A 7,234-nucleotide genomic window follows, 5' to 3' on the forward strand; every position below is an offset into this window, starting at 1 on the left:
CGACTGTTCCTTGTCGCGCTGCGCATCGCGGCTCTTCTCGTCTTCGGCGCGTTGCGCTTGCTCCTGCTGGTGGCGCTGTTGTTGCTCGGACTGCAACTGCAGCTGCTGGTCCTGCTGCCATTGCCACTGGCGTTGCTGTTCCAGCGCTTGCGATTGTTGCTGTGTATGCAGGTCTGGTGGCGTGCGCTTTGCAGCGGTTGCGCTTTGCTGGGCAGCAGGCGCGGCCATCCTACCGTGCGACGGGGCGCCAAGCCCGAGAGGCGCCTGTGGCTGCGCCAACTCGCGCTGGGCGATGGCAAGGCTGGCCTGTTGTTGCACCGCTGCCAGTGTGGCGTGGTCGGCGATCCCGGTGACTTCATCCATACCATGCATCAACTGGAATGCCTGCACGCCGCGCTGGGTGGGCTGATCGTAGGTACCGTTGATCTCCACTGGCGTCTTGATCCCTGTGTTGATGCCCAGCTGGATCAGGTTGGCCTGCAGCGCCAGCACCTCGGTGCCACGGTCGCCGGGGCGCAGGGCTGCGTCAGCCGCGATTTCCTGCTCGGGCGGTGCATTGCGCGCTGGCGCCGGTTCCTCCCCGCGTGCCTGCACCTGCCCAAGTGCTTGCCGGATCTCATCAGTGCTGGTGGTTGCCGCAACGCACACTACACCATCGGCGTCACGGCTCAAATGCTGGATGGGACTGTCCACCGAGTATTGGCCGGTCGCATCGCGCTCCAATGCCAAAGAGCTGGTTGCTGCATCAATCCCGTTTGCCTCACGGGTCTTCTGCACCGCAAGCTGGATCGCGCTTGCAGTCTGGGCATTGGGAGCAACGCCATAGGCGGCATAGGTCGCTTCGGTATTGGCATGATCTTGTTGCTGTGGCGTTGGCGTTTGCCGCGCGGGCATCTGTGCCAATGCCTGCGCATGCTGCGCCAACGCCGGTTGCAGGCGTTCGCGCGTTGCGGCAAGTTCCAGGGCAACATTGCCTTCGGCAGCAATACCGTCATGCCGCCACTGGCCCTGCGCATCGCGCTGATACTGCCTGCCGTCCGATGCCTGCAGCGCGTCCGGGTTCAAGGCCGCTTGCACGGCCGCTGGCACGGGGCCGACATCCTCCCAGCCATTGCGCCGATAGGCAGCCTCATAGGTTGCCGCCATTGCCGCCGCGCCACGGGCAATGTTGGCGTCCACCACCTGCGCTGCCTGCTGGTCCAACGCCGCAGTGCGCTCGGGGCTTGCCGCGTCCACCGTCCAGATGGGCCGATCGTTCCGATCGACTTCGTCGGCGATCATCCGTGACCACTGGCCACTTGCCGGATCGTGCCGCCACTCCCGTGCGTAAAGATGCGCCGCATCTGCCTCACTGGATGGCTGCACATAGGGATTAGTGGGTTGCACCTTGCCCAGCGCCTGCTCGGTTGCTTCGCTACTGGCGTGATAGTTCAGCTCGCGTGCTTTTTCGGGCAGCGCGAACATGGCCTGCTTGTGCGGTGCATCCACGCCATCGTTTGGCAGATCGGCGTGTTCCTGGCGCAGCCACTGGTTGCCGTTGAACTCCCAGCGCACGCCCTGCTTGTCGGTTTGCGTATGGATCTGGCGGTTGTCCCACAGCGTGGCGGCCTTGTCGGCAGCGGCACTGAACAGATAACCATCGGCCACCACCAGCGCGACGGGACCGGCGCCGGTTGTGCCAACCACGGCAGCGGTGGCGGCGCCTCCCGCCCAGCCGCCCGCGCCTCGGGCAGCAAAGTGCAGCGCTTCCGAGCGCGCAGCGGTGAGGTTGTCTTGTGCCAACAGCGTGCCAAAACACGCTCTCCTGTTTGTGATGCGTCGTAGGCGGTCGCGGCGACGCCCAAACCCGCAAGCCCTGCCGTCATCCCGGCGCGACGCACGCCTGGGATTTCGGGCTCTGGCAAAGGCACGCGTGCAGGCGGCGCACCTGGCCGCACAAGTTCGTCGATGGTGGCGATGCCTTCCAGGCGGCTGTTCACGCCATCACTGACGTGCAGCTCGGCGTGCTCAGCAAGCACTTGCTCCTGAACGGCGGGGATGGCGTTGGGGATGTCCTGCACATGCGCCGGTAGAGCGCGGTGCCAATCGGCTTGTTGTTGCCAGCTTTCGCGCAGTGCTTGGGTGACCGCTGGATCCTTGAACCACGCATTGCGCGCCTGCTCCAATGCTTGCCCCGGTGGACGTGCATCGGTGCGGCTGTCGTAAACCTCGGCACCCTGGCGGTTGAAGATACGGATGGGTGCCGTGGTCTGCGCGTGCACGGTATCCAGGCTGACCGGCAGCTTGGTGTAGATGGCCTCGCGCGCACCTTCGGGGACGTAGCGGCCGTAGCCTTCCTGATCCAGTTGTTGAGAGAATCTGAAATCGACACCATGCTCGCTTTCCAGCTTGTGCGCGGCCATCGCACGCACCTCGACGTCGTAGCCGCGCGATTGCAGATCCTTGATCAGTTCCGCGCTCCATTGGCCATTGCTGAGCGTGGTGTCGAAGATTAGGTTCTTCCTGCCTTCGATGGTGGCTTGCAGCAGTTCGTCGGCCCACTGGCTGGCATCGGCGTGGGTGTAGCCGGACCAGGTGTAGGGGTGGGCGTTGCGGAGGGATTTTACTTGGGGATGAAAGTCGCGTAATTCGTCTGGATCGATCTTTACTACATCCCAGCTGAGCTCAAGCTCGGCTGCTTTGGCAAGCCCTCCCTTACCTGAACCCGGTTGGCCTGCCAGGATGATGGCATTGGGATGATCGAACGATGATTTTTGTAATATAGAGACTTCTTGGAAAGATTTTTTCATTGAGAATCTTCCTGTGCTCATCATGGGCAAGCGCGTAATCACTCATGACCTTGCGCTCCTTCAAAATAAGCGGCCAAGTCAGCCATTGGACCCATATTCAAGCGACTGCATCCAACAGCAAAGTCCTTCTTCTCGGCCTTCTCAATCGCGGCAGTATCCCCACTGGCATAGGCGGCTTCGAGTTCTTCGCGGGCTTCGGAGATGAAAGATCCAAGCCTTCCCTCCAGCGCCCAGATGGCCCCATCGAATGGCATTAGTCGATTGGGCTTCCTGATGTAATTGTCGAGAACATCCTGCAAGCGCTGAATCAACTCGGGATAGTCTTTCAGTAGCTCACGCAATTTCTGCGGCACAGGAGGCGCAGGCAAGCCGTTTTCAATGGAGGGAGGCATGGGCTTGGACATGGCAGGGTCTTTCCTCTCAGGCATGGGCACGCGCGGCGCAGTATGCGCATTGTCATCCAGTGCAGGCAGTTCCTGCACCGGTTGGTCCCAAGGCGCGCGCTTGGGCTTGCGCTTTGGCTGCACCGGCAGCCCGCCATGCGGCAGCGGGCCAAGCTCGCGCACCGTGCGCTCGTTGATGATCTGTAGATCGCGTAGCAGCTGCGCTGCGTGCGCCTCGACAACACGACGCGCCAAGGCGGCGTAACGGAATTTGGGGGAATCGCTCATATGCTCTTCCTTCTGCAAAGACAGCGGCGAGTGTTGGAAGCGAACGCGTGCGCAATCTTATCGTATCGGTGCAACCGCGCGTCGCAATCGCGCCGGAGCTGCTGGCAATATTGCGGGCAATGACGGCTTGGCCTTGTGTATCCAATTCCGCCGCGCGTGGTGGCGCGCCAGTATTCGGCAGGCGTTACATGCCCATGCTGGGCGCCGATTGTGCTTGTGTTTGCGCCTGCATGCGGTCCTGGGCAATTTTCTCGCTGATCTGCGCATGCTTCAGATCCCCGGCTTGCGCCACTTCCATCGAGGCCTGGATCGACGGCGCTGCCTCATGCATCTGTACGCGCGCGATGCCGAGCAGGTGGTCGTAATTGAGCGCAAATACGGTGTCGCGCGCCACATAGAACTCCCCCTTCCAGTCCGGCTTGAAGTAGGACGCGTTCAATGCTGCGGTGATCTGGGTCAGGCGTTCCTCCGAAAACGCGTGGCCTTGCGCCTGCATCCGCTCCTGCACATCCGCATACAGCGCATGCCGGGGATGAGCGGGGTCGCTGTAGGGCAGCAAACCGGGCGAAGGCTGCGTGCGCTCGCCATGGCGCGCAGTGCTGGTGGCGGGCGTATCAGCGGTGGCCGTGACGGTGTCCGACTGTTCCTTGTCGTGCTGCGCATCACGGCTCTTCTCGTCTTCGGCGCGTTGTGCTTGTTTGCGTTCCTGTTCTTGTTGCTGCAATTGCAGCTGCTGGTCCTGCTGCAATTGCCACTGGCGTTGCTGTTCCAGCGCTTGCGATTGTTGCTGTGCATGCAGGTCTGGTGGCGTGCGCTCTGCAGCGGTTGCGCTTTGCTGGGCAGCAGGCGCGGCCATCCTACCGTGCGACGGGGCGCCAAGCCCGAGAGGCGCCTGTGGCTGCGCCAACTCGCGCTGGGCGATGGCAAGGCTGGCCTGTTGTTGCACCGCTGCCAGTGTGGCGTGGTCGGCGATCCCGGTGACTTCATCCATGCCGTGCAGCAGCTGGAATGCCTGCACGCCGCGCTGGGTGGGCTGATCGTAGGTACCGTTGATCTCCACTGGCGTCTTGATCCCTGTGTTGATGCCCAGCTGGATCAGGCTGGCCTGCAGCGCCTGTACCTCGGTGCCGCGGTCGCCGGGCTGCAAGCCGTGCGCCGCGCTTTGCGCCGAAGCGGCCGGCATGGCTGGCGCAGGCGCGCTGTCGATCTCGGGCGCATGCACGTTGACGGTGGCCAAGGTGGCGATCTCGGGCACTGTATGCGTCGCAACGTGCGGGCCATGGGGCTGCGACGGCTGCGCGGTGTCTGCAGCAATGTATGGCGCCGGCGTTTCAGCGGTAGGTGCGAGGTCTTGCCCGCGCATCTGCACCTCGCGCAAGGCTTGCCAAATGTCATCACTGCTAGTCACGGCAGCCACAGGTTCCACCCCATCGGCATCGCGTTGAAAATGTGTGATCGGACTATCGGCGCCAAATGCACCGGTGGGGCCGCGTTGCAGTTTCATCGCGCCATCGCCGGTAAGACCATGCGCTGCGCGCGTGCGCGTGGTCGCCAGATCGATCGCCTCGCGCCACTCCGGTTTCAATTCGGTGCCGACGATGCGATAGCGATACAGCGTTTCTTCGCGCTGCTGATCCTGCGGCGATGGCGGCGACTGCCGGATGGCCGCCACCGCCTGCGCATGCTCGGCCAGGGCCGGCTGCAGGATCGCGCGGGTGGTGTCCAGTTCCAAAGCGACATTGCCTGTTGCTGGGCCAGCGGCGCCGGCCCAGCGGCCGTCGGCAGCGCGGCGATACTGCTGGCCGTCCGATGCGGTCAACGCGTTTGGATTGGGTAATGCCTGTTGTACTGTCTCCGACAACGGCAATCCAGCCGCCGCCCAGCCGCTGCGCTGATACGCCAGCTCATAGCGCGCGGCAATCGCGCCGGGGCTGTTGGCGATGTTGCCGGCGATCACGGCTTGCGCTTGTGCGTCCAGTTCCGCCGCGCGCAGTGGCGGTGCGATATCGGTGCGGTAGACAGCGCTGTCGGCGTCTGCAACCACACCGCTTTGTACCGTGCGTCGCCATTGCCCATCGTTGGGATCGCGCGCCCAGTCGGCGGTGCTCAAGCTGGGCGGATCGGTGGCGCTGGCCGGCAGGCGATACGGATTTTGCGGAGCGGGCGCATCCTTCAGCGCCAGCGCGGCGGCGGCGTTGGTGGCCTGGTAGTTGAGTTCGCGCGCTTTTTCATAACTGGCGACAACCTGCGTGGCGGTGGGGTTGTCCACGCCATCATTGGTGGTGTCGGCCTTGCCCTGGCGTGCCCACGCGGTGCCGTTGAACGACCACTGCGTGCCATTGCGGTCGGTCTGGGTGTAGATGGCGCGGTTGTCGAGCAGGTCGGCGGCTTTTTCGCCGGCCTTGCTCATGAAATACGCATCGGCGGCAATCAAGGCCATCGGTCCGGCGCCTGAGCTCCCCAATGCGTAGGCCGCCGCCGTGCCGCCCGCCCAACCGCCGACATTGCGGCCGGCAAAATGCGCAAGCTCCGAGCGTGCCGCCAGCGGGTTGTCCTGCGAGAGCAGCGTGACGATCTTCTCGCCGGATTGCTGCGCTTCGTAGAAGGTAGCCGCCACGCCCAGGGCGCCGGCAGCCCTGATGCCTGGGCGGTCGAGCAGCGGGGGTGGATAGGGCCTGACTTCGACACCGGGTGCGCGCAGCAGGCGTGCCGTCAGCGCATCGCCCTCGGTCAACGCGGCATCGTCGACCTGCGCGGTACGTTGCGCGGGGCGCGCGGTCTCTGCGATGGGGGCCAATGCGCTGTCCAGCGGATCGGCCCCCTGCAACGGCAGGTGCACCACCTCGCCCGGCTGCGCATAACGCGCATAGTCGGCGGTGAGTTGATGCACCTGCCCGGCAGGCGTGGCACGGTCCACCTTCGGCGCGATGCGGAACAGCGGATTGCCCTCTTCCGAGCGATGGATCACGTTCATGCGCGGATCGGTCGGCTCGTGCATGCGCGGCAGCATTGGCTCGCTGAGCAGGCCATTGTGGTAATCGGTCATCAGGTTGAGGCTGCGCCCCCCCCAGCCCACCGCGCAGATACGTGCCGCCGATATCCGAATGCGCACCGGCCACGGTGACATGCAGGAAGCGGCCGTCTTCGGAAACGCCATGCTGCAGGGTTTGATCGACCGGAAACATGCCGCGCCGCTCGTCGGCCGCACTGATCTGAAAGCCGGACACCACCGACGGCGGCAGGCGCCGGTCGAACACCTCCATGTAGCCGGTGGGCACCGGGTCGTACAGGCCCACGCTCATTGGGGTGCGGCCGGGGGGCTGGTGGTAGCGGTTGTAGATGGGATGGCCGTTTGCATCGATGCCGCTGATGCCGCCATCGGGATCGGGAATGCCGCGCGCATCGATTATCCGCGCCAGCAACGGCACCTGGCTAGCGCAGCGACTGAAACCTTCCAGGTGGAAGGCAATTTTGGCTTGCGGGTTCGCCTGAAAAATGCGTTGCGATTGCTTATTCAATTGCTCATACATTTCTTCTGCACGCGCCAGGCTAGTGCGGCCGGTGGCACTGTCCACGGTGCGTGCCAGAACTTCGTCCTGGGTGCCGGCACCCTTGATATATTCGAATTCGATGCGTTCTATACCAGCTTTCTTTAAGAGCGGCTAACAAAACGTAGCGAGCGGTCGTCAGGTGGGCGTGGACGGCGCAGTGTACGAGGGGTACATGAGGATTCCGAGCACCGGCCGCGCCCGCCTGGCGGCTGCGCAGTAGTTT

The 7,234-nt window shown here is 63.8% G+C and carries 4 protein-coding genes, 1 other RNA gene and 1 pseudogene; 1 reads left to right on the plus strand and 5 read right to left on the minus strand.

Features of this window, described 5'->3' with window-relative positions:
* The 4 genes and pseudogenes from XAXN_RS23635 to XAXN_RS08415 form a co-directional block, all read right to left on the minus strand.
* The coding region (locus XAXN_RS23635) for a peptidoglycan-binding domain-containing protein (protein ID WP_425511878.1) at window positions 1-492 on the minus strand (492 nt) is incomplete at its 3' end.
* Window positions 493-506: 14 nt separating this feature from the next.
* Window positions 507-2,835 (minus strand): annotated as a pseudogene (locus XAXN_RS23490) (zeta toxin family protein); the annotation flags it as partial.
* Window positions 2,828-3,460, minus strand: coding sequence for a hypothetical protein (locus tag XAXN_RS08410; protein WP_054319205.1), 633 nt, complete (start codon window positions 3,458-3,460; stop codon window positions 2,828-2,830). The gene XAXN_RS08410 and the pseudogene XAXN_RS23490, both read right to left, overlap by 8 nt.
* A gap of 184 nt (window positions 3,461-3,644) precedes the next feature.
* On the minus strand, window positions 3,645-6,587 hold the full coding sequence (locus tag XAXN_RS08415) for a peptidoglycan-binding domain-containing protein (protein ID WP_241148171.1): 2,943 nt from the start codon (window positions 6,585-6,587) through the stop codon (window positions 3,645-3,647).
* Between XAXN_RS08415 and XAXN_RS08420 the strand changes: the two genes are divergently transcribed.
* Window positions 6,565-7,116 carry a hypothetical protein gene (locus XAXN_RS08420; protein WP_054319204.1) on the plus strand — a complete coding sequence of 184 codons (552 nt, stop codon included), beginning with the start codon at window positions 6,565-6,567 and terminating at the stop codon, window positions 7,114-7,116. The genes XAXN_RS08415 and XAXN_RS08420 overlap by 23 nt on opposite strands.
* A gap of 4 nt (window positions 7,117-7,120) precedes the next feature.
* Here XAXN_RS08420 and XAXN_RS21020 read toward each other — a convergent pair.
* Window positions 7,121-7,185: non-coding RNA, sX9 sRNA (locus tag XAXN_RS21020), on the minus strand.
* Window positions 7,186-7,234: the final 49 nt, after the last annotated feature.

It is taken from the genome of Xanthomonas axonopodis, assembly GCF_001304695.1.
In the GTDB taxonomy this organism is placed as follows: domain Bacteria; phylum Pseudomonadota; class Gammaproteobacteria; order Xanthomonadales; family Xanthomonadaceae; genus Xanthomonas; species Xanthomonas axonopodis.

Bases quoted from the DNA above. Each gene is read 5' to 3' on its own strand.
- XAXN_RS08410 (WP_054319205.1), bottom strand. From the start codon at position 3,460: ATGAGCGATTCCCCCAAATTCCGTTACGCCGCCTTGGCGCGTCGTGTT.
- XAXN_RS08420 (WP_054319204.1), top strand. From the start codon at position 6,565: ATGCGCACCGGCCACGGTGACATGCAGGAAGCGGCCGTCTTCGGAAAC.
- XAXN_RS08415 (WP_241148171.1), bottom strand. From the start codon at position 6,587: ATGTCACCGTGGCCGGTGCGCATTCGGATATCGGCGGCACGTATCTGC.